The sequence below is a fragment of the Streptomyces sp. NPDC034086 genome, from assembly GCF_055575515.1.
On record NZ_JBVISM010000017.1, the window covers coordinates 115,473 to 116,568 of the forward strand.

Here is a 1,096-nt window from a genome sequence, read left to right on the forward strand (position 1 = left end):
CGACGCGGGTAGGACGGACGGTCACCCCGGTCGTCACGGCGCGGGAAGGACGGACGGTCCCCGCCCCGGTCATCGCGACGCGGGAAGGACGGACGGTCGCCACCACGGTCATCACGGCCACCGCGGAAACCACCACGGTCGTCATCGCGACGCGGGTAGGACGGACGGTCACCCCGGTCGTCACGGCGCGGGAAGGACGGACGGTCCCCGCCCCGGTCATCGCGACGCGGGAAGGACGGACGATCGCCACCACGGTCATCGCGACCGCCGCGGAAACCACCACGGTCATCGTCACGACGCGGGTAGGACGGACGCCCACCGCGGTCGTCGTCACGGCGCGGGTACGAGGGACGCTCACCCCGGTCGTCACGACGGAACGACGGACGGTCCCCACCCCGGTCGTCACGGCGCGGGAACGACGGACGGTCGCTGCCACCACGGTCGTCACGGCGCGGGAAGGACGGACGGTCCCCGCCACGGTCATCGCGACGCGGGAAGGACGGACGGTCGCCACCACGGTCGTCGCGACCGCCGCGGAACCCACCGCCGGCGGGACGGCCACCACGGTCGTCGTCACGGCGCGGAGAGAACGGACGGTCCCCGCCACGGTCGTCACGGCGGAAGCCGCCACCGGCGGGACGGCCGCCACGGTCGTCACGGCGGAAGCCGCCACCGGCGGGACGGCCGCCACGGTCGTCACGGCGGAAGCCGCCACCGGCGGCGGGCCGGCCGCCGCGGTCATCGCGACGGGCGCCACCGCGGTCGCCGCCACGGTCGTCACGGCCCCCTCGGTAGCCGCCCCTGTCACCGCCGTCGTTGCGCCGAGGCTCGCGCTCCGGACGATCGTCGGAGTAGTTGGACATGGGTGTGACTCCTGTCTTCGGGGTACCGCTAGTCATTCTCGCGCAGCCAGCCCATGGCCGCGCTTCGGCGTAAGGATGTGAAAAACAAAAAAGGACCCTTGGTCCAGCGTTGAACGCTGGACCAAGGGTCCTTTGAAAGATTGTTCGGCGGCGTCCTACTCTCCCACAGGGTCCCCCCTGCAGTACCATCGGCGCTGAAAGGCTTAGCTTCCGGGTTCGGAATGTAACCGGGC

General features: G+C 71.7%; 1 rRNA gene and 1 pseudogene. Both read right to left on the minus strand.

Annotation, left to right across the window (positions count from 1 at the left end):
• Positions 1–836: pseudogene (locus ACZ514_RS28425) on the minus strand (hypothetical protein); the annotation flags it as partial.
• A gap of 169 nt (positions 837–1,005) precedes the next feature.
• Positions 1,006–1,096, minus strand: a 5S ribosomal RNA gene (gene rrf, locus ACZ514_RS28430); the annotation flags it as partial.